This is a genomic window from Mangrovimonas spongiae, from assembly GCF_003944795.1.
In the GTDB taxonomy this organism is placed as follows: Bacteria; Bacteroidota; Bacteroidia; order Flavobacteriales; family Flavobacteriaceae; genus Mangrovimonas; species Mangrovimonas spongiae.
Genome location: NZ_RWBG01000004.1, coordinates 157,368 through 181,069 on the forward strand (window position 1 = coordinate 157,368; position 23,702 = coordinate 181,069).

A 23,702-nucleotide genomic window follows, 5' to 3' on the forward strand; every position below is an offset into this window, starting at 1 on the left:
GAATCATAAGTTTACAAATAATTCGATAGTACCATATATTATGGCAAGAAAACAAGATAAGAATACAGTAAAGAGATTTAATAAAATCTCCATTGGTTTAGCGTCACCAGAATCTATTTTAGCAGAGTCAAGAGGTGAGGTTTTAAAGCCAGAAACTATTAATTATCGAACTCACAAACCAGAAAGAGATGGTTTATTCTGTGAGCGTATTTTTGGTCCTGTAAAGGATTACGAATGTGCTTGTGGAAAATATAAGCGTATCCGATATAAAGGCATTATATGCGACCGTTGTGGCGTAGAAGTTACAGAAAAGAAAGTACGTCGCGATCGCGTAGGGCACATTAACTTAGTTGTACCAGTAGCTCATATTTGGTATTTCCGTTCGTTACCAAATAAAATAGGCTACCTTTTAGGGTTACCTTCTAAGAAGTTAGATATGATTATTTACTACGAAAGATACGTAGTAATTCAACCAGGTATTGCTAAAAATGCCGAAGGCGATCCATTACAAAAAATGGACTTCCTTACAGAGGAAGAATACCTAAATATTCTTGAAACTATTCCTCAAGAAAATCAATATTTAGAAGATTCAGACCCTAACAAGTTTATCGCTAAAATGGGAGCTGAATGTTTAATAGAGCTATTATCAAGAATAGATTTAGATGAACTGTCTTACGAACTAAGACATAAAGCAAATACAGAAACGTCTAAGCAACGTAAAACCGAAGCTTTAAAACGTTTACAAGTTGTTGAAGCTTTAAGAGAATCTAATGAAAATAGAGAGAATCGTCCAGAATGGATGATTATGAAAGTGGTACCAGTAATTCCACCAGAATTACGTCCATTAGTACCATTAGATGGAGGCCGTTTTGCAACATCAGACCTTAACGACTTATACCGTCGTGTTATCATCCGTAATAACCGTTTAAAGCGTCTAGTTGAAATTAAAGCGCCAGAAGTAATCCTACGTAACGAAAAACGTATGTTACAAGAATCTGTAGATTCGTTATTCGATAACACACGTAAATCTTCTGCGGTAAAAACAGATTCTAACAGACCATTAAAATCGTTATCTGATTCTTTAAAAGGTAAGCAAGGACGTTTCCGTCAAAACTTATTAGGAAAACGTGTTGATTACTCGGCGCGTTCTGTAATTGTTGTAGGACCAGAATTAAAATTATTTGAATGTGGTCTTCCTAAAAACATGGCAGCCGAACTTTACAAACCATTCGTTATTAGAAAACTAATAGAGAGAGGTATTGTAAAAACAGTTAAGTCTGCTAAAAAGATTATAGATAGAAGAGAGCCAGTTGTATGGGACATTCTTGAAAACGTATTAAAAGGACATCCTGTATTACTAAACCGTGCTCCTACCTTACACCGTTTAGGTATTCAAGCGTTCCAGCCAAAATTAATTGAAGGTAAAGCTATTCAATTACACCCATTAGTATGTACGGCATTTAATGCCGATTTCGATGGTGACCAAATGGCGGTTCACTTACCATTAGGGCCAGAAGCTATTCTAGAAGCGCAACTATTAATGTTAGCCTCTCATAATATCTTAAACCCTGCAAATGGATCGCCAATAGCCGTACCATCTCAGGATATGGTTCTTGGTCTTTATTATATGACTAAAGAAAGAAAGTCAACCAAAGACCACCCAATTAAAGGTGAAGGGTTAACATTCTATTCAGATGAAGAAGTTGTTATTGCATACAACGAAAAACGTGTAGACCTTAATGCTTCTATAAAAGTAAGAACACTAGACTTTAATGACGAAGGTAAACTTGTCATGCAAATTGTAGAAACTACAGTTGGTCGTGTGTTATTTAATCAAAATGTACCAGAACAAGCTGGATTTATAAATGCAGTATTGACTAAAAAATCGCTAAGAAACATTATTGGTGATATATTAAAAGCAACGTCAGTGCCAGAAACAGCCGAGTTCTTAGATAAAATAAAATCTTTAGGTTATAATTTCGCCTTCCAAGGAGGATTGTCGTTTAGTTTAGGTGATATTATTATCCCAGCTGAAAAACATACCATGATAGACTCTGCTAACAAGCAAGTAGATGGTATTATGGCAAACTATAACATGGGATTAATTACAAATAACGAACGTTATAACCAAGTTATTGATATTTGGACATCGACTAATGCCGAGTTAACCGAGTTGTCTATGAAGCGTATTCGCGAAGACCAACAAGGATTTAACTCAGTGTTTATGATGCTTGATTCTGGAGCTCGTGGATCGAAAGAACAGATTCGTCAGCTTACAGGTATGCGTGGTCTGATGGCTAAACCTAAAAAATCGAATGCTGGAGGTGGCGAGATTATTGAGAATCCAATTCTTTCTAACTTTAAAGAAGGACTTTCAATTTTAGAATACTTTATCTCAACTCACGGTGCTCGTAAAGGTCTTGCCGATACCGCACTTAAAACAGCCGATGCTGGTTATTTAACACGTCGTTTAGTAGATGTATCACAAGACGTTATTGTAAATAGCGAAGATTGTGGTACGTTAAGAGGTGTTGAAGTATCGCCATTAAAGAAAAATGACGAAGTTGTAGAACCATTAAAAGATAGAATAGTAGGTCGTGTATCATTAAACGATGTCACAGATCCTATTACAGATGAATTATTGGTATCTGCAGACGATTTAATTACCGAAGACATAGCCAAGAAAATTGAAGCTTCTGCGGTTGAAACTGTCGAGGTTCGTTCGCCATTAACATGTGAAGCTAAGAAAGGAATTTGTGCTAAATGTTACGGAAGAAACTTAGCAACTGGTAAAATGGTACAGCAAGGTGAAGCCGTTGGTGTTGTAGCAGCTCAATCTATTGGTGAGCCTGGTACACAGTTAACACTCCGTACATTCCACGTGGGTGGTATTGCAGGTAACATTTCAGAAGAAAACAAGTTAATTGTTAAGCACGATGGTGTAGCCGAAATCGAAGATCTTAAAACCGTTAAAGGTGAAGATCAAGACGGTAACGAAATAGATATCGTTATCTCAAGAACGTCTGAACTTAAACTTGTCGATAAGAAAACAGGTATTACATTAAGCACCAATAATATTCCTTATGGATCGACCTTATTTGTAAAAGATGGTCAAAAACTATCTAAAGGTGATGTGGTTTGTCAATGGGATCCATATAACGGTGTTATTATTTCAGAATTTGCTGGTAAAGTAAAATATGAAAACCTTGAACAAGGGGTGACTTACCAAGTAGAGATTGATGAGCAAACCGGATTCCAAGAAAAAGTGATTTCTGAGACTAGAAATAAGAAACTTATTCCAACGCTTCATATTGAAGATTCAAAAGGCGAAGTTATCAGATCTTACAACTTACCAGTAGGGGCTCACTTAATGGTTGATGATGGTGATAAGATTAAGATAGGAAAAATCTTAGTTAAAATACCACGTAAATCGGCTAAGGCAGGTGATATTACCGGTGGTTTACCACGTGTAACCGAGTTATTCGAAGCACGTAACCCATCTAACCCAGCAGTAGTGAGTGAGATTGATGGTGTAATTTCTTTTGGTAAAATTAAGCGTGGTAACCGTGAGATTATTGTAGAATCTAAAGCAGGTCAAATTAAGAAATACCTTGTAAAATTATCAAATCAAATTCTTGTACAAGAAAACGATTTTGTAAAAGCAGGTATGCCATTATCAGACGGTTCTATTACACCAAACGATATTTTAAATATCCAAGGACCATCAGCAGTACAACAATACTTAGTAAACGAAGTACAAGAAGTATATCGTTTACAAGGGGTGAAAATTAACGATAAACACTTCGAGGTTGTTGTAAGACAAATGATGCGTAAGGTTAAAATTATCGACTCTGGTGATACAACATTCTTAGAAGATCAATTAGTTCATAAATCAGACTTTATCGAGGAAAATGATGCCATGTTTGGAATGAAAGTAGTAGAAGAAGCAGGAGATTCAGAAAATCTTAAGGCAGGTCAAATTATTTCGCCTAGAGATTTAAGAGATGAAAACTCTATTTTACGTCGTGAAGATAAACAGCTTGTTGTAGCTCGTGATGCAAAACCAGCAACAGCAACACCTATCTTACAAGGTATTACTAGAGCTTCGCTTCAAACTAAATCATTTATTTCTGCAGCATCGTTCCAGGAAACAACAAAAGTACTTAACGAAGCAGCTGTTAACGGTAAAGTTGATACGCTTGAAGGACTTAAAGAAAATGTTATTGTTGGACACCGAATTCCTGCAGGTACAGGAATGAGAACTTACAGCAACATTATAGTGGGTTCTAAAGAAGAGTTTGATGAAATGATGCAAGCTAAACAAGAAGTTAATTTTAATTAATACATAAATTAAATCCCGCCTAGTGCGGGATTTTTTAACCATTATAATTATGGCAGAAAACGATAATAAAAAGAAAAAAGGGCAAATTAATATAGAACTTGACGAAAAAGTAGCCGAAGGCGTTTACTCTAATTTGGCAATCATTAACCACTCAGTATCTGAATTTGTAGTCGATTTTGTTCGTATTATGCCTGGAACTCCTAAAAGTAAAGTAAAATCTAGAATTATTTTAACGCCTCAGCATGCCAAACGTTTGCTTAAGGCATTAAATGACAACGTACAACGATTTGAAAGTGCTCATGGAGAAATAAAAGATTATGAGCAACCACCAATACCACTTAATTTTGGTCCAACTGGTGAAGCTTAAAAAAAAAGCCCTTATAAATTATTTATAAGGGCTTTTTCTTTTTTTGATAAATTTAAGAAGCTTCTTTTTTGTTTAAATAATATTGTAATGCCTTAGAAGGACACTTGTTAATTTGATTGATAATTTGTTGTGTGGAAGCCCCACCTAAATCCACCCAAGGGATTACAGATGTTCTAAACACACTCGACAGTTCTCGTGCACATTTCTCGGCGTGAATACATTTACAGGGTTCGTAGGTAACGGTAATATCACCGTTTGTAAAAACATTAGATTGAATTTCCATAGTAGATCATCTTTGGGGTTAATAATCAATATGAATTTATGAATTCAATTCAATGATAAGTAAAAAAATCGATAAAATCCTAATATTAAGTGGTTAAAAATTTATTTATCTTAATTTTCTCACGTTTTTTTGAGAAATTGATAATGTTTAGTCAAATTCAGATGTAAAATGAAATTTTATACTTGGATATTTTTGTTGGGTCATTTGTAATGAGAATGGCGAATCTGCCAAAAACACCAATTGCCCTTGCTTATCTTTAGCTAAATAGCGTTGTTTTACTCTTAAAAACTCTTTGTACTCATCATTTTTAGGATCGTCAGGATCCACCCAACACGCTTTATGAACGGCTAGGTTTTCATAACTACATTTAGCACCATATTCGTGTTCTAAACGGTATTGAATCACTTCGTATTGCAGGGCGCCAACAGTTCCTATTACTTTTCGTCCATTAAGCTCTAAAGTAAATAATTGGGCAACACCTTCGTCCATTAACTGATCGATACCTTTATATAATTGTTTAGATTTTAAAGGATCGGCGTTATTAATATACCTAAAATGCTCTGGAGAGAAACTAGGAATACCTTTGTAATGAATGTCTTCACCTTCGGTTAAAGTATCTCCAATTTTAAAGTTTCCAGTATCATGTAATCCTACAATATCACCAGGATAAGAAATGTCTACAATTTCTTTCTTTTCAGCAAAAAAAGCATTTGGGCTTGAGAATTTTAGCTTTTTACCATTTCTAACGTGTAGGTAAGGTGTGTTTCTTTTAAATTCGCCAGACACAATTTTTACGAATGCTAAACGGTCTCTGTGGTTAGGATCCATATTCGCATGAATTTTAAAAACAAAGCCTGTAAACTTATTTTCATCGGGTTTTACCAGGCGTTCCTCACTTTGTTTTGGTCTTGGTCTTGGCGCTATTTCAACGAAGCAATCTAAAAGTTCGCGAACACCAAAATTGTTTAAAGCCGACCCAAAAAATACAGGTTGAAGTTCACCTTTTAAATAGGTGTCTTTATTAAACGATGGGTAAATACCCTCGACAAGTTCAATTTCTTCGCGTAAGGTATTGGCTGATGTTTCTCCAACAAGTTCGTCAAGTTCTTCAGAAGCCAAATCTGAAATCTCTATAGTTTCTTCAATATGCTTTCTACTATCGCCACTAAAAAGATTCACATTCTTTTCCCATAGGTTGTAAATACCTTTAAAATCGTAGCCCATACCAATAGGAAAACTCATAGGAACAACTTTTAAACCTAACTTTTGTTCTATTTCATCTAAAAGATCGAAAGCGTCTTTTCCTTCACGGTCTAACTTGTTTATAAAAACAATCATCGGGATGTTTCGCATTCTACAAACTTCAACTAGCTTTTCGGTTTGTTCCTCAACCCCTTTAGCCACATCAATAACCACAATAACACTATCGACAGCTGTTAGGGTTCTAAAAGTATCTTCGGCAAAATCCTTGTGACCAGGTGTATCTAAAATGTTAATTTTGGTACCATTATACTCAAAAGCTAAAACAGATGTTGCTACCGATATACCACGTTGGCGCTCAATCTCCATAAAGTCACTCGTCGCCCCTTTTTTTATTTTGTTGCTTTTTACAGCACCAGCTTCTTGTATGGCGCCACCAAATAGCAGTAATTTTTCGGTTAATGTTGTTTTACCAGCATCTGGATGCGAGATAATACCAAAGGTACGTCGTCTTTCTATTTCTTTTTTAAAGCTCATAAAATCAAATAAAACAATGGTGTGCAAAGATACTATTATTGTTTACAATAAAAATGAATGTAATGATTAGGTTTTTATTTTTATAGAAATATTAATACTTTAAAAAAACGGATTTGGTATTTTTGTTTTAATGAAAGAAGAACAAGTAATTTTAGTTAACGAAAAAGACGAACAAATAGGATTAATGCCCAAAATGGAAGCCCATGAAAAAGGGTTACTGCATCGGGCATTTTCGGTGTTTGTGTTTAATGATAAAAATGAATTAATGATACAACAACGTGCGGGACATAAATACCACTCGCCGTTGCTTTGGACTAACACCTGTTGTAGTCATCAAAGAGAAGGTGAGGATAATATCTCGGCAGGGAAACGTCGTTTGCAGGAGGAAATGGGGTTTAAAACCGATTTAAAGGAAACCATATCGTTTATTTATAAAGCACCGTTTGATAATGGTTTGACCGAACACGAATACGATCATATTTTAATCGGGTATTATAATGATGCCCCAAACATTAATCCAAGTGAAGTAGCCGATTGGAAGTGGATGAGTTTACATGCTGTAAATACAGACATAAAAGCGAATCCAAATCAGTATACAGCGTGGTTTAAAATTATTTTCGAAAAGTTTTACGAACATATTAATGTAGAAGGATGAAAGTCACCGTCAGTAGAAAAGCACATTTTAACGCAGCACATAGGTTGAATAGAAAAGATTGGGACGATGTCAAAAACAAGGCAGTTTTTGGTAAGTGTAATAACCCTAATTTTCACGGTCACAACTATGAGTTAATCGTTAGTGTTACTGGCAATATTAATCCAGAAACGGGTTATGTGATAGATATAAAAGAGCTTAAAGAGCTTATTAGAGTAGAAATAGAAGAGGCTTTCGATCATAAAAACTTAAACTTAGAGGTCCCAGAGTTTAAAGAACTTAACCCAACAGCGGAGAACATTTCGGTTGTCATTTATAACAAGCTAAAACCTAAGTTACCTTCAAATTTAAGTTTGGAAATAACCCTTTACGAAACACCAAGAAACTTTGTGACCTATTCAGGAAACTAAACTTATGAAAGAAGAATTATTGTATCCCATAAAATTTACACCAATACTTAAAGAAAAAATTTGGGGTGGCGAAAAATTAAAACAATTACTTAACAAGCAAAGTAATTTGTCTAATATTGGTGAAAGTTGGGAAATTAGCGATGTAGAAGGAGATACATCAATTGTTTCAAATGGTGAGTTAAAAGGAAAAACACTAAAAACATTATTAAAAACCTACCAATCTAACTTAATAGGCGAGAAGAACTATAAGGTTTTTGGCGACAAATTTCCTTTGTTAATCAAGTTTATTGATGCCAAGCAGGATTTATCTATTCAATTGCATCCTAATGATGAATTGGCAAAAAAACGTCATAACTCATTTGGTAAAACCGAAATGTGGTACGTTATGCAGGCCGATGAAGGCTCCAACCTGATTATAGATTTTAAAGAAAAAATTACACCAGAAGTTTATTTAAAACATTTAGAAGCTAAAACGTTACCTTCAGTATTAAATTTTGAAAACGTAACATCTGGCGACACATTTTTTATAGAAGTAGGCCGTGTACATGCCATTGGAGCAGGCGTAATGTTGGCAGAAATACAACAAACCAGCGACATTACCTATCGTATTTATGACTGGAATCGTGTTGATGCTAATGGTAATGGGCGTGAGTTACACAACGATTTGGCTCTTGATGCTATTGGTTTTGATATGCCTAATAATTTTAAGATAGCTTACAATAAGGATAAAAATCAATCGAACTCAATGGTGAGCTGTCCTTACTTCACGACAAACTATTTAGAACTCGATACAGTACTTGACAAAGAAAACACATACGATTCTTTTATAATCTATATGTGTGTTGAAGGTGATGCCCAAATTGTTTCAGAAAATAAAACCGTTGAATTACAAGCAGGAGAAACCGTATTACTTCCTGCTGCATTAAAAACATTTAAAATAAAAGCTGAAAGCACTAAGCTTTTGGAAGTTTATATATAAATTTAAAAGAATAAAATAAGTAAATTATGGCAAATAAAAGAGATTTAAAAAAAGACATTAATTATGTTTTAGGAGACATTATCGAATCGGTTTATATATGGGAATATACTAATACCGATAAAAACTCTAAAAAAGGTGAAGCTATCATAGATGAAGCTATTGAAACGTTTGACGATTTAATGGAACGTGTAAATAAAAGAGGTCTTGATGATGCAAAGGCTCATTTTAAGGCAATTAACAACGATTTAGAAACCAAGGCTAGATCTTTAGTGGATAAAATAAATAAACTTGGTTAAAAAAATGTTTGCAAATTTAATTTACAGAGTTATATTTGCGCACGTTTTTTGCCGATGTAGCTCAGCTGGCTAGAGCAGCTGATTTGTAATCAGCAGGTCGTGGGTTCGAGTCCCTCCATCGGCTCTTAAATAAAAAAGCCTCTCAAAATTTTGAGAGGCTTTTTTTATTAGTTTTCTTTCAACTCTAAAATGTAGTTGTCCAGGATTTTTCCGTATTTAGAATCTTTAATTCTAGGTGTAAGCGATTGGTTAATGGTATCTAACCATTTTGGTTGCGCATCGTAAACTTCAGAAAGGGCTAAATATGGCGCTATTTCACTGTCATTATTAGTTACAGCAAAATTTACGGTATATAAATACTTACTTTTAATAAGCTTATTAATAGCAATTTGACTTTCATTTATTTTTGATGAATCTCCTGATTTTATAGCTTCAAGTTTATCTTTGTACAACTCTAAACTTTTATCGTTAAAACGACTCATTACTTTTAAATAGTCTTCGTAAAGCGCTTGTTGTTTAGAGCCTTTAATAGTGGCATCAACAACAAAGTTTTTTAGTGTTGTATTAATTTCAGTTATTCCTTTATCGGCGAAAAATACAATACGATTATCGGTATTTTTTGTACTGTTTTTATCTAACCTTAAATATAAGGCCTCTGGAACTTCTAATGCAGAAGATAATTCAAAGTTGGAATCTCCTTTAAGAAGCAAAGAGTCTAAAATAATAATTGAGGAATCCTGTACTTTTTCTAAGTAAAGTGTTCCCTTTTTTAAACCTTTTACATGACCTTTAACAATGAGGTCTTGCGATGTGTTATTACAACTAATAATAGATAAAGTAATTAAGGCTAAAAACAGTTTTTTCATACTAAATGTTCTAAAAATTAAGCGGCAAATATAAACGATTTTTTAAGCACCTGAAGCTATTTTCATAAGTTCGGTACATATAATGGCGCCATAGGTTCCAACAACATACCCAAAAACAGCCAGTAAAGCACCAACAGTTGCTAAAGACGGGTGAAATGCTGCGGCAACAACTGGAGCAGAAGCGGCTCCACCAACATTTGCTTGACTTCCTACAGCTAGGAAGAAATAAGGTGCTTTAATAAGTTTTGCGACTAAAATGAGCAATCCAGCATGAATGGCCATCCAAATTAAACCAATTAAAATTAGTCCAGGGTTTTCAAATATTTTCCCTAAATCCATTTTCATACCAATGGTTGCAACAAGAATATAAATAAAAACACTTCCTATTTTGCTTGCGCCAGCACCTTCTAAGTTTTTCGCTTTGGTAAATGATAGTATTATACCAATTAAAGTAGCAATAGATATTAACCAAAAGAATCCACTTCCAAACGAGGATAAAGCGCTTTTAGGATCGCTAACAGCTTCAAAATTGTCGTTTAAAAATGTTGAAATTTTTTCCGATCCAAAATGCGCAATTCCAACCGCCACAAAAGCAAACATGAGAATAAGCATTAAGTCGGTTAGCGTTGGTATTTTGGTAATTTTATCACTAAAATTTTGTACTTTTTGTTGTAACTCATCAATGGCTGTATTATCGGCTTTTAACCAATTATCAATCTTTTTTCGTTTTCCAATACCTAAAAGAATAATAGCCATCCAAATGTTTGCAACTACAATATCAACTAATACCATACCACCGTAAAGCTCTTGATTGAATTCGTAAATCTCTAGCATAGCAGCTTGATTAGCACCACCGCCAATCCAACTTCCTGCTAAAGTTGCAAGACCTCTCCAAACGGCATCAAATCCTGCGCCACCAACGGTTTCTGGAGAAAATGTCGATACAATTAAAATAGCTATTGGTCCACCAATTATAATACCTATAGTTCCTGTGAAAAACATAGCTAAAGCACGCCAACCTAGGTTAAATACAGCTTTTAAATCAATACTTAAGGTTAATAAAACTAATGATGCAGGTAGTAAATATCTACTAGCAATAAAGTAAGTTTTAGAAATATCGGCAGAGATTAACCCTGAAGAGTTAAAAATAGCTGGAATTAAATAACACATTAACAGCCCTGGAATGTATTTGTAAAATACGGGCCAGAAGCCTGTTTTTTTAGATTCGGTATAAAATACAAAGCCAAGAGCTAGCATTAAAAGGCCAAAAACTATGGCATCGTTTGTGAATATTGGTTGGTTTTCCATGTGTCGTTATAATTTGTGCTGCAAAATACCAAAATTAATGGGTATAAAAAAAGCGACTTATTAGTCGCTTTTATTTTTATCGGATTTGTTTTTAGGAACTCTGTTGTGCTCTTTTAAGGCTTGCATTAATATCCACTCGATTTGGCCATTGGTGCTCCTGAATTCATCAGAAGCCCATTTTTCAATGGCTTTGAGCATATCTTCGTTAAGTCGTAATGCAAATGCTTTTTTCTTAGACATTGTTACCTGTTTTTCTCTCTTTCAAAGACTATAGTTGTCATAGATGTGTTAATATGTATAACTTGCCAACCTTCCCTTGCATATTGGTTAAGATGATCTTCCAGTTTTTGTGTAGGGTTTCTAAACCCAATAGATTTGGAAATGACTTTATACTCTTTCATTGATTATTTGGATTTTATTTTAATGATTTAATGTTCCTGCATTAACTACTGGTGAGGCGTCTTTATCACCACAAAGAATAACCATTAGATTGCTAACCATAGCTGCTTTACGTTCTTCGTCTAGGTCAACAATCTCTTTTTTGCCTAATTCTTCAAGTGCCATTTCTACCATACTTACAGCTCCTTCTACTATTTTATGTCTTGCGGCAACTATAGCTGTTGCTTGTTGGCGTTTTAACATGGCATTTGCTATTTCTTGAGCATAAGCTAAATAGCCAATTCTTGCTTCAAGAACTTCTATGCCTGCAATAGAGAGTCTTTCATCAATTTCTTTTTCTAGAGCAGCACTAACTTCATTTACGCTTGATCTAAGTGTGATGTCTTCATCCATACCTTCATCAGCAAAATTGTCATAAGGGTACATACTTGCTAATTTTCTTACTGCTGCATCTGTTTGAACACGAACAAAATTTTCGTAATTATCAACATCAAAAGCTGCTTTGTAAGTGTTTTCTACGCGCCATACCAAAATAGTACTAATCATTACTGGGTTTCCTAATTTGTCGTTTACTTTAAGCCGCTCGCTATCAAAATTACTAGCACGTAATGATATTTTCTTTTTTGAATAGAATGGATTTACCCAGTAAAAACCATTTTTATTAATTGTACCAACATATTTTCCAAATAATAGTAGAACTCTAGAACCGTTAGGTTGTACCATAACAAAACCAATGGCTAATATAATAGCGCTTAGGATGGATATAATAAACCATGGACTTTTAGTTAATATAATTGCTGCTATGCTTCCAAATAAGATTAAAGCAAAAATAAATAACATCAAATAACCATTTGCTGGAACAATAATTTTTTCTTGTGTCATATTTTTTAATTTAAAGTGATATTAAAATGATATCATAAAGATATAATTAAGTTTGTTTAATTCCAAATTAAAGTTTGGCACAAATATTGTTTTACATTTAATACTGTAGATTACAAAGTAAGTTTTATACAGTATTCATATTTTTGGTTGGTTAGTTAGTTGAAAAAAAAGCAGTTCGATTTCGAACTGCTTTTTTATTTTTTGTAAAACGGGAAATTAATTATTTAATAAAGTCAACTATTGCTTTTACAACTTCTGGGTTTATAGATCTTGCAGATTCATTATAAGATTTCGAGTTTTCTAGAGTATCACCTTTTATAGTAAAGAAAATATGATTCATATTATCGATTATTTTTAGGGTACTGTTTTTAGCCGATTGATGGAGTAGTTGTGCTTCTTCGACAGATACTTGTAAATCTTTTGTGCCATTAATAATTAAACAGGGAATTTCTAGTTTGGCTATAATTTCTTGTGGATTATATTGTATCCAATTAATCATAAAGGGTTGTAAATCTTCATTAAAAAGGCTTGCTAAAGCTGGTGGGTAATCGCTAGTTGTTTGTCCTTTTTTTAACGATGCTAACACTTTTTCTGAAGGTTCTTTAAAAATTGGCGCACTTTTTTCAATTTGTTCTAACAACACATTGTCTATAGATTTTCCAGCTCCCGAAAGTGAAATAAATCCTGCTACATGTTTATTAGAAGCTAAAAGGCCAATTAAACTCCCTTGACTGTGGCCAGCAATATATATGTTTTTGTACGTTTTAGTATTCACAAAATAATTGACTACTGCTTGGGCATCGGTTACAAAATCATCAAATAAAATATTGTTGTCATTTATTTTACCTTGCTTGATAAGTTTTACCGATCGTTTGTCGTATCTAAATGTAGCGATACCATTTTTAGTTATTCCTTCGGCAAGTTTTTTTAACGAATTGTTTTTCATAAAGTTTTGGTTACCGTTTCTATCGGTAGGACCAGAACCAGCAATAATGATAACCAAATTGGACGTTTTATTATTTGGAGTTAATAATGTGCCATCAATAAGTTTTGTAATAGCTATTTCTTTAGCTTGGAATGTTGTGTCCTGTGCTTTAGTTACTAAAGGAAACACTATAAATGTGATTAAAATAATTCGTGCCAAATTTTTCATAGTTGTTTTTTATTTTCTTTATCTAAAGATATAATAATTCTTAGCATATAAAACGGATTTTTTAATTTTTAGGCGTGTATTTCGTCGATAAAATTAAATATTTCGACCTTAAATGTTAAAAAAACATGTATTTCATCGAAAATATATGTCTTTAAACGTTCTTGTAGGTATTTAATTATACATTTGGTGTGTACTAGAAAATTACTTTTTAGTTCAATGGATTAATTAATTAATATTTGCATTATGTTGTTGATACTAGAGACCCTAAATCTAACTACATATATAAATGCAAATGAAACAGAAAACCGAGGTTGAGGGACCTCGGTTTTTTAGTTAATATACCTAAATGTTAGGTTGATTCTTTTACCAACGTGTTGTTTTGTTTTGGGTATTTGATGTACCCAAAATTCTTGCATTGCGCCTTTCATTATAAGTAAACTTCCATGTTGTAATAACAGTTTATGGTTCTCTTTTTTTAAAGTTTTATGCTTAAACTTAAACACTCGGCTTGCGCCTAAGGAAAGAGAAGCGATTGTTGGATGTTTGCCCAATTCTTTTTCATTATCAGCATGCCAGCCGTTACTGTCATTTCCATCTCTATATAAATTTAGAAGAACAGTAGAGAAATTGTGATTGCATACATCTTCTATTTTTGATTTTAAACTTAAAAGCGTGTTTGTGAATTTTTTGGGATGCATGTTTATGTTAGAATAAGAATAAGGTTTGTTATTTTCAGCATACAAAGCTGTTAATCTTGGTTGTTTATAGGTTTTGCCAAATACAGTAATATCATCTTGTTGCCAAAGGGTTTCTTTTAAAAGAGTTTTAAAGTAAATATTGGCTTTTGTTTGTTCTAAAAAGTTAGGATAATAAATTAGTTCAGCATCTGGTAAACTAAAGGTGTTTTTTTCGTTTGAAAATAAGTCCATAACCTATTTTTTTCTAAATTAGTCAATATATGATGAAACTTAAAACAACACTGTATATTATCTTATTTCTTTTGGTAAATAATCAATACACTCTTCCAGAAGGCTTTGTCAATGTACAAGAGATTATTCCAGACATAACAGTTGAGTTAAAATATTATTCTACAAATAATTTTGTAGGAGATACCATAACAGGTTATTATGCGAATAAGCTAATTCTAACAGAATCTACTGCAAAGGCTTTAAAAAAAGTACAAGAAGAATTGCAAGAGCAAAATTTATGTTTAAAAGTTTTTGATGGGTATCGTCCACAACAAGCTGTTAATCATTTTATGGTTTGGGCCAAAGATTTGAATGATACAATAAATAAACAAGAGTTTTATCCCAAAGTTGAAAAACGCCATTTGTTTCGAGAAGAATACATAGCTACACGATCTGGACATAGTCGCGGAAGTACAGTCGATTTAACCATTATTAACGGTAATACAGGTGAAGCATTAGATATGGGGAGTCCATACGACTTTTTTGGGCAAGAATCCTGGGTAAATTACGATGGTATAACTTTAAAACAGAAACAAAATAGACAACTGTTACAAAAAGTTATGATAAAGCACGGCTTTAGGAATTACGCTAAAGAATGGTGGCATTTTACATTACGAGGCGAACCATTTCCAAAAACATATTTTGATTTTAAAATTCAATAGTTATTTATTGAGGAGTATATAGAAAAACAATATTACGTTTAGATTGTAAGTATCTCAAACGTTTTAGTGCAAAAAACTTCATTGAAATATAATAATATAGGTTTGTGCTTCTACATTTTAATGTATTTTTGCGCCTTTCAAAATAATACAACCTTATGACAAGTTTTATTAGAAAACGAGCAGCAAATGCTAAGAACGATATTTTAAGTGGTATTACGGTAGCTTTGGCTTTAGTACCAGAAGCTGTTGCTTTTGCCTTTGTGGCTGGAGTAGATCCGCTAGTTGGGCTTTATGCTGCTTTTATGATTGGTTTAATCACCTCAATTTTTGGTGGTAGACCAGGGATGATTAGTGGTGCAACTGGTGCTTTGGCAGTAGTTATGGTAAGTCTAGTTGCCGAAGGAAATGCTATGGGAGCAGAAGGTGAAAACTTAGGGTTATATTATTTATTTGCGACCGTAATTCTAATGGGAATTATTCAAATGCTTGCTGGAGTATTTAAACTAGGAAAGTTTGTGAGATTAATTCCTCATCCCGTAATGATGGGGTTTGTTAACGGATTGGCTATTGTTATTTTCTTGTCGCAATTAGGGTTGTTTAAGGAGTTTGTTAACGGTGAAGTGGTTTGGATGCAAGGGCCAAAATTATGGATTATGATTGCTTTAGTTGCCTTAACAATGGGAATTATGTACGGACTTCCAAAACTAAATAAAAAACTACCAGAGGCTTTAATTGCCATTTTAGTAGTCTCAGCTATAGTGATTTTTGGAAATTTAGATGTAGCAACCGTAGGAAGCTTTATTAGAGATGGTGGAGGTGAAGGTTTAAAAGGTGGTTTGCCAACATTCCAAACAGATATTTTTAATAAAGTACCAATGACCTGGGAAACACTTAAATTTATTGGACCGTATGCGTTAATTTTAGCAGCAGTAGGTTTAATAGAATCTTTAATGACGCTAAACTTAATAGATGAGTTAACCGAAACTAGAGGGAACACCAATAGAGAATGTTTAGCACAAGGTGGCGCCAATATTGTTACAGGACTATTTGGAGGCATGGGTGGTTGTGCTATGATAGGGCAATCTATAATAAATATTAAAGGTGGCGGAAGAACACGCTTATCAGGAATTGTGGCAGCTTTAGGACTACTATTTTTTATATTATTTGCTTCTGGATTAATAGAGCAAGTGCCAATTGCTGCTCTTGTAGGTGTTATGTTTATGGTTGTTATTGGTACGTTTGCCTGGAGTAGTTTTAGAATAGCTGGTAAAATTCCAAGAAGTGATTTATTTGTATTATTATTAGTTTCTGGTTTAACTGTAATTTTCGATTTAGCCATAGCAGTAATTGCGGGAGTTATTGTGAGCGCTTTAGTGTTTTCTTGGGAAAATGCTAAAAGAATTAGAGCTAGAAAGCGCATAAAAGATAACGGAACAAAAGTTTACGAAATTTGGGGGCCTTTATTTTTTGGTTCTATAAAAGCATTTAATGATAAGTTTGATGTTAAAAATGACCCAGATACAGTTGAAATTGACTTTGTAGAATCTCGTGTAAGTGATCATTCAGCTTTAGAAGCCATTTTTAATTTGGTTGAAAAGTACGAAGCTGCAGGTAAAAAAATTACCCTAAAACATTTAAGTGAAGACTGTAAAGCGTTATTGTATAAAGCCAGTCCAAAGTTTAAAGAAGTTATTATAGAAGATATTGACGACCCAAGATATCACCTAGCGGCCAACCCGGAAGAATTTCCAAAGTCGCTTTCAGAATATAAATTTTAAGCTAGTTAACAACAACACTATCAGGGACAAGTTTGCTGTAATCACCGTTATTTCTTATAACATCTCTTACAATAGATGAGGAAATATAGGATGTTTTTGCAGCAGTTAATAAAAAGACAGTTTCTATTTTAGAGAGTTTTCTGTTGGTATGAGCAATGGCTTTTTCAAATTCAAAATCGGCGGGATTTCTTAAGCCACGTAAAATAAATTGCGCATCGATTTCTTTGCAAAAGTCAACCGTTAAGCCTTCATAAGTTACTACTTTTACTTTTTTTTCATTTTTAAAAGAAGCTTCAATAAACGCTTTTCTTTCTTCAAGAGAGAACATATATTTTTTTTCGGCATTTACCCCAATAGCCACAACAACTTCGTCAAAAAGTTTAACGCCACGTTTAATAATGTCGTAATGTCCTAATGTTATGGGATCAAAAGATCCTGGAAATATGGCTCGTCTCATTTTTTTAAGCTATTAATTTTTTAAAGTTACGTATAATAAATGGGTTATGCTTTTAAAGCTTCTTCAATGGCATTATCAAACAAATCCTGTAACGAAATATTTGCTTGGGCGGCTTGTTGTGGCAAAATGCTTTCGGCAGTAAGCCCTGGAACAGTGTTTATTTCTAATAAATGTGGTTCGTCGTCTTTAAAAATGTATTCACTACGGCTAAAGCCTGTCATTTTTAATATAGTATACACTTTTTTGGCTAAAGTGCGTACTTTTTCAGCTTGAGCTTCACTAATTCTAGCAGGGGTTATTTCTTGTGATTTTCCTAAATACTTGGCTTCAAAATCGAAAAAATCGTTTTCACTAACAATTTCGGTGATGGGCAAAACTTTAATATCCCCTTTATAACTTATAACACCAACCGATACTTCGGTACCATCTAAAAACGCTTCAATAATTATTTCATCATCTTCTTTAAAAGCAAAGTCGATAGCAGCTTGTAAGTCTTCTTGCTTATAAACTTTGGTAATACCATAACTACTTCCAGCTTTATTGGCTTTTACAAAACAAGGTAGTCCAACTTTTTCTATAATGGCTGTTTCGTTAAAAGTGTCGCCTAAATTTACATAATACGATTGAGCCGTTTTTATACCGTGTGGTTTTAAAACACTTAAACAGTCCCGTTTATTAAAGGTTAAAGCTGCTTGATACATGCCGCAACTTGTATGTGGAATACTTAAAAGCTCTAAATAACCTTGCATGTAGCCATCTTCTCCTGGGGTACCATGAATGGCATTAAATACACAATCGAATACAATTTTTTGATCGTGTATAATAACAGAAAAATCATTTTTATCTACAGGAAATTCAACATTATCATCATTAACATATACCCATTTATGTTCTAAAATATGTATACGGTATAGGTTGTATTTATCCTGGTTTAACGATTGGTAAACCACGTTACCGCTTTTTAAGGATATTTCAAACTCACTGGAATATCCTCCCATAATAATGGCAATGTTTTTTTTCATTTTTTATACCTATAGTGTAGGCGACATTTAAAATAATAATCCAAAAACGACTTATTTGTCGTAAATAATATTGGTTAAGCTAAAATATCACATAATAACCGAAAGAAAAAACAGTTCTGTTTTTATATATTTGTTTGATAAATAAAATTTCATGAGCCTTATAAAGTTTGTTACTAGTAAAGCATTTTTAAAGCAAGTTATTCTTGCTGTTGTAGGAGTGTTTGTATTGTGTTTTTTACTATTAAAATGGTTAAATGTTTCCACCAATCATAACGAGTTTGAAACCGTGCCAGATTTGACAGGAAAGTCTGTAGAAGTAGCAAAAATAGAACTAGATGAAAACCACTTAGTCATGGAAATACAAGATTCTTCAAACTTTAATCCCGACTATCCAAAATTTGCGGTTATAGACCAAGACCCTAAAGCAGGAAAAAAAGTAAAAGAAGATCGTAAAATATACTTAACTTTAAATCCTTCAGGGTATCGAAAAGTAAATGTTCCAGATTTAGTTGGTAAAACCTTTAGACAAGCCAAACCAACACTAGAAGCTTTAGGATTTAAAGTAGGAAAAACGACTTATGTAGACTACTTAGGGAAAGATGAGGTTGTAAAAGTAACTTTTGAAGGTTCGGAACTTAAAATTGGCGATAAGCTGCCAAAAACATCAAAAATAGACTTGGTTTTAGGTAATGGAAACCGACCACAATAAGAAACACATGATTGAAGACAACCAAGATGATATAGAGAAAAATGATGACGATCTCTATGAGCACTATTCTTTTACAGCCGAAAAGGGGCAACAACCACTTCGCATAGATAAATATTTAATGAATTTTATTGAAAATGCTACCCGAAATAAAATTCAAGCAGCAGCCAAAAGTGGGAATATACATGTAAACGGTGCTGCCGTTAAGCAAAACTATAAAGTAAAACCTTTTGATAAAATTCAGGTGCTTTTCGAGCACCCTCCATTTGAATATTTACTTACTCCAGAAAACATTCCGCTAGATATTGTTTACGAAGATGACGAACTTTTAGTTGTAAATAAACCTGCAGGAATGGTTGTGCATCCTGGACATGGTAATTATTCTGGAACGTTAATAAATGCCCTAATTTATCATTTTGAAAATCTCCCAAACAATTCCAGTGATAGACCAGGGTTAGTTCATCGTATAGACAAAGATACGAGCGGTCTTCTAGTCGTGGCAAAAACCGAGATAGCTATGGCACATTTAACCAAGCAGTTTTTTAATAAAACTAGTGAACGTGAGTATATTGCTATAGTGTGGGGAAATGTTGAAGAAGATCAAGGTACTATTGAAGGTAATATTGGACGTCATCCTAAAAACCGATTGCAAAACACCGTCTTCTTAGGAGATCAAGCAGAGAAAGGAAAACCAGCTGTAACACATTATAAAGTTTTAGAACGTTTAGGTTATGTAACTTTAGTATCCTGTAAGTTAGAAACAGGAAGAACACACCAAATACGTGTTCATATGAAACACATTGGCCATACCTTATTTAATGACGAGCGTTATGGTGGCGAAAAAATATTAAAAGGAACCACATTTAGTAAATACAAGCAGTTTGTAGAAAATTGCTTTAAAATCTTACCAAGACAAGCACTTCATGCCAAAACGTTAGGTTTCGAGCACCCTAAAACAGGTAAATGGATGAGCTTTACGTCAGAGTTGCCCGAAGACATGACCCTTTGCATTGAAAAATGGCGAAATTATGCCAAACATATTGATAGTTAAAAAAAAGTTGTATATTTAATAGAGTTTTTCTTAAAAAATTCAAGAAACTTAATTTTGCTATTATGAATAGAAGAGATTTTCTTAAAAAAACAGGCCAAACCTTATTAGTTACTTCTGCGGCGTCTTTAGTAGGCGTTTCATTAGCGTCTTGTAGTAGTGATGATGATGGATCATTTTACGATGGTTATTATGGAGATGGTTACTATGATGACGATTCTTATAATGATGGATACTATGACGATAGTTATTATAGTGATGGCTATTACGATGATGGATACTACGATGACGGCTATTATGACGATGGATATTACAGTGGTTAATACAACATGTAGTATTGAATAGAATTTTATTCCTTCACGATACAGGCTTAACCTTAAAGCGTGGTGCCGAATTAACATTAACCCAGCTTATTTCCTTTGGAAACGAGTTGGGGTTTTTAGTTGAACTAGACCTTCTTGAAAACTTTGAAACTACCAAAAAAAAGGTAGCTCAATCAAGTATCATTGTTGTAAGTAGCACATCGCGTTGTCAATTTGAAATAGAATTGCTCCAATATATAATAAACAGTAATAAACCATATGTTAAGCTAGAGTACGATTATAATTTTTGTGTTAGGCGAAACCTATTGTGTTTAAGTGAAAAGAACGTTAAGAATTGCTGTAATAATGAAAAATATCATCTTTACAGAAACCTGTTTGCTAACGCAAGATTAAATGTATTTCAATCACCAAAACATTATCAATATCATTACGATTTTTTTGGAGAAGCAATAGGCGAATATTTAATAATGCCCCCAACTGTAGATGTTGATAATCTTCAGGTTTTAGAAGATAAGCAAGACAAAATTCCATTTTTTGGAACCCTTAATTATCTTAAAGGCGGTTATGAATTTGTGGCGTATGCTGTTAACCATCCAGACAAGCAATTTGTTGTTTATGGTGAAAACAAACTACAAGTAGAGATCCCCAAAAACATTGCGTTTAAATCTCCCATAGAAAACAAAGAGGTTTTAAAGATACTTGGTAAAACAAAAACCATTATAATAAAACCTGTTTGGCCAGAACCCTCAGGACGTTTAGCTGCAGAAGCTTTTTTGTCTGATTGTGAGATTATCACTAATGATAGAGTGGGAACGTGGTCTTTTAATTTTTATCCAGAGGGTAAGGCAAAAGCTTTAAAAGCCATAAAGGAGACGATACCAGAATTTTGGAACAACATTAATTTAATACAGAATCAAGAATTAGATAAAGAACAAAACAAAAGTTTAGGTAATGTACTTGTAAAGAAATCTTATGGAGGTTTAGGAGACATATTTTTTACTATTCCAGCAGTTTATAAGCTAAAAGCAGTATCCAAAAAAGTAACCTATGCTTTAGAGCCTAGGTTGGTTAACTTTTTTAAAGCCCATTTAAAAGATGTTGTGGTTATAAGTAGTAAAGAAATTGAAACTAAAAAATACGACACCATTATAGAGTTAGGAAACCATCCTAAATTTAACCATGAGGTTAATCAAATTGAATACATAACAGGCAAGAAAGTTAAACAGCATTCCATTAAACATTATATTGATGGAGTTGCCCGTTTACATGCAAATATTGAGAATAATTATTCTGGCTTTCCTTATTTTAAAAGATATGAAACAGGGTTGGAATCAAAACAATACTTCACAGTTCATCCTGGAGCTGGATTTATTTTAAAAGCTTGGCCAATTACATACTTTGCACAATTAATCGAGCAAATACATAACTATTACCCAGAATTAGAAGTGCAAGTTATACAAGGTCCCAAAGACCCAGATATTTCACCTTATTTAAATAAGAAGTTCCCTTTTAAAATAATAGATGGCGGTATAGAAGATGTTGCCAAAGCTGTCTCTGGAGCCATGTTTCATATAGGTAACGATTCTGGTATTACTCATTTAGCAGGAGCCTTTAACTGTCCTATTTTAACTGTTTATGGACCAACTGGACCTGGATCTTGGGGGGCATATTCAGAAAATGTAGAGCTAATATGGGGTAAAAAAGGGCATTGTAATTTAACGTGTAACTATAATGTTATTATTAATTGTGAAGATAGAGTTTGTTTAAATAATGTTTTACCCAATAGACTTTTTTATAGATTACAAAAGTTATTGGGGAAATTAGGTTTTACAAGCCAAGAAACGTATTACTACAATGCTGAGTTTTTGCTAAAGAATGAAAAAAATAATAGTTATGTTTTTAAAAATCTAGATAATGAATATTTGTTAGAGTTTTCAGATGAGGAAAGTCAGCGTTATTTTTCTAGTGCTTTTAATGGAGAGTTTATCATCACCAAAAATATGCCCGAACAGTTTAAAGAAATGTTTACATCCTTGGTTTCTTTAGATATTTTCACACCTATGATGCATTTAAAATAATGTCATCGAAAAAACTTATAAAGTAATAACGAGAATATGACAAAATTGTTTGATAAAACATGAATACCATTGTAATTTTATAAAAAATATCATGATTTATGAAACTCGTCTTATCTCCAGCAAAATCATTAGATTACGAAAGTAAACTACCAACTTCAAAAACAACGGAAGCTTGTTTTTTAAAAGAAGCCGAACGTTTAAATAAATTACTAAAGAAAAAGTCGCCCAAAAGTCTGTCTAAGCTTATGGGAATTTCAGATAATCTAGCACAATTAAATTACCAGCGCAATCAAGAATGGGAATTGCCATTTACATCAAACAATGCCAGGCAAGCCGTCTATGCTTTTAACGGCGATGTTTACAGAGGTTTAGATGCTTATACCATTTCAGAAAATAAACTTGAAAAGCTTCAAGATACAGTAAGAGTCATTTCTGGACTTTATGGAGTTTTAAAACCTTTAGATTTAATACAGCCTTATCGCTTAGAAATGGGAACTAAAATGCCTGTAGGAAAAAATAAAAACTTATATGAGTTTTGGAGAAATAAAGTGACAAAATCTCTTAATGATGAATTGAATGATGATGAGGTGTTTTTAAACTTAGCAAGTAACGAATACGCCAAAGCTATAGATAGAAAAGCGTTAAAAGTTCCTGTGATTGATATTGATTTTAAAGAACTAAAAAATGGAAAATATAAAACCATTGCCATTTACGCTAAACTAGCACGTGGTTTAATGGCACGATATATTGTAGATAATGATGCAAAAACCATTGAAGATGTTAAAGGATTCGATGTAGAAAATTACCGTTTTAGCGAAGCTTTATCAACAGATAAAAAACTTGTGTTTACCAGGTAGTTATTTAGCTTTTTTGTTAACATCAATTTTGTTTTCTGGGCGCGGTTTCTTTTTTATTCGCGGTCGTCTTACGCCGTAAGTCCCTCTGTGTATTTTTCCGCGTTTTGTTTTTTTATCACCTTTTCCCAT

General features: G+C 33.4%; 25 protein-coding genes and 1 tRNA gene. 14 read left to right on the top strand and 12 right to left on the bottom strand.

Translation table 11 applies throughout. From position 1 onward, the window contains the following. The first annotated feature begins 40 nt into the window (after window positions 1-40). Together rpoC and EJA19_RS09715 are read left to right on the top strand one after the other, a co-directional pair. On the top strand, window positions 41-4,342 hold the full coding sequence (rpoC, locus tag EJA19_RS09710) for a DNA-directed RNA polymerase subunit beta' (RefSeq protein ID WP_125468177.1): 4,302 nt from the start codon (window positions 41-43) through the stop codon (window positions 4,340-4,342). 49 nt (window positions 4,343-4,391) lie between these two features. Then, window positions 4,392-4,709 (top strand): DUF3467 domain-containing protein, encoded by a 318-nt coding sequence (locus tag EJA19_RS09715; RefSeq protein WP_125468178.1) that lies wholly within the window; start codon window positions 4,392-4,394, stop codon window positions 4,707-4,709. A gap of 52 nt (window positions 4,710-4,761) precedes the next feature. On the opposite strand, the gene EJA19_RS09720 is transcribed toward EJA19_RS09715, so the two are convergent. After that, entirely contained in the window at window positions 4,762-4,992 is a 231-nt protein-coding gene (locus EJA19_RS09720; RefSeq protein WP_125468179.1) for a (4Fe-4S)-binding protein, read from the bottom strand. Between the two features lie 147 nt (window positions 4,993-5,139). Beyond that, the gene (locus EJA19_RS09725) at window positions 5,140-6,729 is read right to left on the bottom strand and encodes a peptide chain release factor 3 (protein WP_125468180.1); all 1,590 of its coding nucleotides are present in this window, start codon (window positions 6,727-6,729) and stop codon (window positions 5,140-5,142) included. 130 nt (window positions 6,730-6,859) lie between these two features. On the opposite strand from EJA19_RS09725, the gene idi reads away from it, so the two are divergent. From idi to EJA19_RS09750, 5 genes are all read left to right on the top strand, one after another. Beyond that, window positions 6,860-7,384 (top strand): isopentenyl-diphosphate Delta-isomerase, encoded by a 525-nt coding sequence (gene idi, locus EJA19_RS09730; protein ID WP_125468181.1) that lies wholly within the window; start codon window positions 6,860-6,862, stop codon window positions 7,382-7,384. Further along, window positions 7,381-7,791, top strand: a complete 411-nt coding sequence (locus tag EJA19_RS09735; RefSeq protein ID WP_125468182.1) for a 6-pyruvoyl trahydropterin synthase family protein — start codon at window positions 7,381-7,383, stop codon at window positions 7,789-7,791. Before idi ends, EJA19_RS09735 begins: the two co-directional genes overlap by 4 nt. A 4-nt stretch (window positions 7,792-7,795) precedes the next feature. After that, the gene (locus EJA19_RS09740; RefSeq protein WP_125468183.1) at window positions 7,796-8,770 is read left to right on the top strand and encodes a type I phosphomannose isomerase catalytic subunit; all 975 of its coding nucleotides are present in this window, start codon (window positions 7,796-7,798) and stop codon (window positions 8,768-8,770) included. A gap of 26 nt (window positions 8,771-8,796) precedes the next feature. Continuing rightward, window positions 8,797-9,066 (top strand): hypothetical protein, encoded by a 270-nt coding sequence (locus EJA19_RS09745; RefSeq protein WP_125468184.1) that lies wholly within the window; start codon window positions 8,797-8,799, stop codon window positions 9,064-9,066. Window positions 9,067-9,116: 50 nt separating this feature from the next. After that, a tRNA-Thr gene (locus tag EJA19_RS09750) sits at window positions 9,117-9,190 on the top strand. 43 nt (window positions 9,191-9,233) lie between these two features. On the opposite strand, the gene EJA19_RS09755 is transcribed toward EJA19_RS09750, so the two are convergent. The 7 genes from EJA19_RS09755 to EJA19_RS09785 form a co-directional block, all read right to left on the bottom strand. Then, window positions 9,234-9,932: a DUF4369 domain-containing protein gene (locus EJA19_RS09755; protein WP_125468185.1), complete on the bottom strand. Its 699-nt coding sequence runs from the start codon at window positions 9,930-9,932 to the stop codon at window positions 9,234-9,236. Between the two features lie 42 nt (window positions 9,933-9,974). Beyond that, complete coding sequence (locus EJA19_RS09760) at window positions 9,975-11,240, bottom strand: DUF819 family protein (protein WP_125468186.1); 1,266 nt, start codon at window positions 11,238-11,240, stop codon at window positions 9,975-9,977. Between the two features lie 60 nt (window positions 11,241-11,300). Next, window positions 11,301-11,480: an Arc family DNA-binding protein gene (locus EJA19_RS09765; protein WP_125468187.1), complete on the bottom strand. Its 180-nt coding sequence runs from the start codon at window positions 11,478-11,480 to the stop codon at window positions 11,301-11,303. 2 nt (window positions 11,481-11,482) lie between these two features. Then, entirely contained in the window at window positions 11,483-11,641 is a 159-nt protein-coding gene (locus EJA19_RS09770; protein ID WP_125468188.1) for a DUF4177 domain-containing protein, read from the bottom strand. A 19-nt stretch (window positions 11,642-11,660) separates the two neighbouring features. Next, entirely contained in the window at window positions 11,661-12,521 is an 861-nt protein-coding gene (locus tag EJA19_RS09775; RefSeq protein ID WP_125468189.1) for an SPFH domain-containing protein, read from the bottom strand. A gap of 220 nt (window positions 12,522-12,741) precedes the next feature. Then, window positions 12,742-13,674: an alpha/beta hydrolase gene (locus EJA19_RS09780; RefSeq protein WP_125468190.1), complete on the bottom strand. Its 933-nt coding sequence runs from the start codon at window positions 13,672-13,674 to the stop codon at window positions 12,742-12,744. 329 nt (window positions 13,675-14,003) lie between these two features. Further along, window positions 14,004-14,603, bottom strand: coding sequence for an alpha-ketoglutarate-dependent dioxygenase AlkB family protein (locus EJA19_RS09785; RefSeq protein ID WP_125468191.1), 600 nt, complete (start codon window positions 14,601-14,603; stop codon window positions 14,004-14,006). A gap of 32 nt (window positions 14,604-14,635) precedes the next feature. On the opposite strand from EJA19_RS09785, the gene EJA19_RS09790 reads away from it, so the two are divergent. Both EJA19_RS09790 and EJA19_RS09795 read left to right on the top strand, forming a co-directional pair. Further along, complete coding sequence (locus EJA19_RS09790) at window positions 14,636-15,304, top strand: M15 family metallopeptidase (protein WP_125468356.1); 669 nt, start codon at window positions 14,636-14,638, stop codon at window positions 15,302-15,304. 155 nt (window positions 15,305-15,459) lie between these two features. Next, window positions 15,460-17,082: a SulP family inorganic anion transporter gene (locus EJA19_RS09795; protein WP_125468192.1), complete on the top strand. Its 1,623-nt coding sequence runs from the start codon at window positions 15,460-15,462 to the stop codon at window positions 17,080-17,082. Between the two features lies 1 nt (window position 17,083). Here EJA19_RS09795 and coaD read toward each other — a convergent pair whose 3' ends face one another. Next, window positions 17,084-17,539 carry a pantetheine-phosphate adenylyltransferase gene (coaD, locus tag EJA19_RS09800; RefSeq protein WP_125468193.1) on the bottom strand — a complete coding sequence of 152 codons (456 nt, stop codon included), beginning with the start codon at window positions 17,537-17,539 and terminating at the stop codon, window positions 17,084-17,086. A gap of 44 nt (window positions 17,540-17,583) precedes the next feature. Beyond that, a complete protein-coding gene (locus tag EJA19_RS09805; protein ID WP_125468194.1) occupies window positions 17,584-18,561 on the bottom strand; it encodes a D-alanine--D-alanine ligase in 978 nt (325 codons plus the stop codon). Between the two features lie 151 nt (window positions 18,562-18,712). Here EJA19_RS09805 and EJA19_RS09810 point away from each other — a divergent pair, with 151 nt between their 5' ends. The 5 genes from EJA19_RS09810 to yaaA all read left to right on the top strand — a co-directional run bounded on the left by EJA19_RS09810 (window position 18,713) and on the right by yaaA (window position 23,573). Next, complete coding sequence (locus tag EJA19_RS09810) at window positions 18,713-19,270, top strand: PASTA domain-containing protein (protein ID WP_125468195.1); 558 nt, start codon at window positions 18,713-18,715, stop codon at window positions 19,268-19,270. Between the two features lie 7 nt (window positions 19,271-19,277). Then, window positions 19,278-20,318 (top strand): RluA family pseudouridine synthase, encoded by a 1,041-nt coding sequence (locus tag EJA19_RS09815; protein ID WP_125468357.1) that lies wholly within the window; start codon window positions 19,278-19,280, stop codon window positions 20,316-20,318. 62 nt (window positions 20,319-20,380) lie between these two features. After that, window positions 20,381-20,638, top strand: coding sequence for a hypothetical protein (locus EJA19_RS09820; protein WP_125468196.1), 258 nt, complete (start codon window positions 20,381-20,383; stop codon window positions 20,636-20,638). A 14-nt stretch (window positions 20,639-20,652) separates the two neighbouring features. Beyond that, on the top strand, window positions 20,653-22,716 hold the full coding sequence (locus tag EJA19_RS09825; protein WP_125468197.1) for a glycosyltransferase family 9 protein: 2,064 nt from the start codon (window positions 20,653-20,655) through the stop codon (window positions 22,714-22,716). Window positions 22,717-22,814: 98 nt separating this feature from the next. After that, on the top strand, window positions 22,815-23,573 hold the full coding sequence (gene yaaA / locus EJA19_RS09830) for a peroxide stress protein YaaA (RefSeq protein WP_125468198.1): 759 nt from the start codon (window positions 22,815-22,817) through the stop codon (window positions 23,571-23,573). Here yaaA and EJA19_RS09835 read toward each other — a convergent pair whose 3' ends face one another. After that, complete coding sequence (locus EJA19_RS09835) at window positions 23,574-23,702, bottom strand: 30S ribosomal protein THX (RefSeq protein WP_125468199.1); 129 nt, start codon at window positions 23,700-23,702, stop codon at window positions 23,574-23,576. It lies immediately after the preceding gene.

Bases quoted from the DNA above. Each gene is read 5' to 3' on its own strand.
- rpoC (WP_125468177.1), top strand. From the start codon at position 41: ATGGCAAGAAAACAAGATAAGAATACAGTAAAGAGATTTAATAAAATC.
- EJA19_RS09715 (WP_125468178.1), top strand. From the start codon at position 4,392: ATGGCAGAAAACGATAATAAAAAGAAAAAAGGGCAAATTAATATAGAA.
- EJA19_RS09720 (WP_125468179.1), bottom strand. From the start codon at position 4,992: ATGGAAATTCAATCTAATGTTTTTACAAACGGTGATATTACCGTTACC.
- EJA19_RS09725 (WP_125468180.1), bottom strand. From the start codon at position 6,729: ATGAGCTTTAAAAAAGAAATAGAAAGACGACGTACCTTTGGTATTATC.
- idi (WP_125468181.1), top strand. From the start codon at position 6,860: ATGAAAGAAGAACAAGTAATTTTAGTTAACGAAAAAGACGAACAAATA.
- EJA19_RS09735 (WP_125468182.1), top strand. From the start codon at position 7,381: ATGAAAGTCACCGTCAGTAGAAAAGCACATTTTAACGCAGCACATAGG.
- EJA19_RS09740 (WP_125468183.1), top strand. From the start codon at position 7,796: ATGAAAGAAGAATTATTGTATCCCATAAAATTTACACCAATACTTAAA.
- EJA19_RS09745 (WP_125468184.1), top strand. From the start codon at position 8,797: ATGGCAAATAAAAGAGATTTAAAAAAAGACATTAATTATGTTTTAGGA.
- EJA19_RS09755 (WP_125468185.1), bottom strand. From the start codon at position 9,932: ATGAAAAAACTGTTTTTAGCCTTAATTACTTTATCTATTATTAGTTGT.
- EJA19_RS09760 (WP_125468186.1), bottom strand. From the start codon at position 11,240: ATGGAAAACCAACCAATATTCACAAACGATGCCATAGTTTTTGGCCTT.
- EJA19_RS09765 (WP_125468187.1), bottom strand. From the start codon at position 11,480: ATGTCTAAGAAAAAAGCATTTGCATTACGACTTAACGAAGATATGCTC.
- EJA19_RS09770 (WP_125468188.1), bottom strand. From the start codon at position 11,641: ATGAAAGAGTATAAAGTCATTTCCAAATCTATTGGGTTTAGAAACCCT.
- EJA19_RS09775 (WP_125468189.1), bottom strand. From the start codon at position 12,521: ATGACACAAGAAAAAATTATTGTTCCAGCAAATGGTTATTTGATGTTA.
- EJA19_RS09780 (WP_125468190.1), bottom strand. From the start codon at position 13,674: ATGAAAAATTTGGCACGAATTATTTTAATCACATTTATAGTGTTTCCT.
- EJA19_RS09785 (WP_125468191.1), bottom strand. From the start codon at position 14,603: ATGGACTTATTTTCAAACGAAAAAAACACCTTTAGTTTACCAGATGCT.
- EJA19_RS09790 (WP_125468356.1), top strand. From the start codon at position 14,636: ATGAAACTTAAAACAACACTGTATATTATCTTATTTCTTTTGGTAAAT.
- EJA19_RS09795 (WP_125468192.1), top strand. From the start codon at position 15,460: ATGACAAGTTTTATTAGAAAACGAGCAGCAAATGCTAAGAACGATATT.
- coaD (WP_125468193.1), bottom strand. From the start codon at position 17,539: ATGAGACGAGCCATATTTCCAGGATCTTTTGATCCCATAACATTAGGA.
- EJA19_RS09805 (WP_125468194.1), bottom strand. From the start codon at position 18,561: ATGAAAAAAAACATTGCCATTATTATGGGAGGATATTCCAGTGAGTTT.
- EJA19_RS09810 (WP_125468195.1), top strand. From the start codon at position 18,713: ATGAGCCTTATAAAGTTTGTTACTAGTAAAGCATTTTTAAAGCAAGTT.
- EJA19_RS09815 (WP_125468357.1), top strand. From the start codon at position 19,278: ATGATTGAAGACAACCAAGATGATATAGAGAAAAATGATGACGATCTC.
- EJA19_RS09820 (WP_125468196.1), top strand. From the start codon at position 20,381: ATGAATAGAAGAGATTTTCTTAAAAAAACAGGCCAAACCTTATTAGTT.
- yaaA (WP_125468198.1), top strand. From the start codon at position 22,815: ATGAAACTCGTCTTATCTCCAGCAAAATCATTAGATTACGAAAGTAAA.
- EJA19_RS09835 (WP_125468199.1), bottom strand. From the start codon at position 23,702: ATGGGAAAAGGTGATAAAAAAACAAAACGCGGAAAAATACACAGAGGG.